Origin of the sequence: Nocardioides sp. R-C-SC26 (genome assembly GCF_021246465.1) — a bacterium.
Taxonomy (GTDB): Bacteria; Actinomycetota; Actinomycetes; order Propionibacteriales; family Nocardioidaceae; genus Nocardioides.
In genome coordinates, this window is sequence record NZ_JAHRHK010000066.1 from 1 (window position 1) to 321 (window position 321).

The 321-nt window shown below is 79.4% G+C and carries 1 protein-coding gene; it reads right to left on the reverse strand.

Translation table 11 applies throughout. From position 1 onward, the window contains the following. On the reverse strand, positions 1 to 321 hold a 321-nt coding region (locus KSO97_RS17460; RefSeq protein ID WP_232681959.1), incomplete at both ends, for a biotin/lipoyl-binding protein.

A 321-nucleotide genomic window follows, 5' to 3' on the forward strand; every position in this document is an offset into this window, starting at 1 on the left:
GCCCGGGGCGCGGGGGGCCCCCCCCCCCCGCCCCCCCCGCCCCGCCGTCCTCCGCCAGTTGAGCCTGGGCCGCCTCCCACGTCGACAGTGCTGCGCTCCGGGCGGCGCGAAGCGAGGTGGCGTCGATGCGGGCGAGCGCCTGGCCGCGGCGAACCTCGTCGCCCGCCTCGACGAGTACTCGCGTGACGGTGCCGCTGACCGCGAAGTCGAGATCCGCGCTGCGGGCGGGGGCGATGGTGCCGCTGATCGCGACCGTCTCCTGCACGGTCTCCCGGGAGACCGTCGCCGTGGTGACGGCGGGGGGGCGGGCGCCGGCGCCAC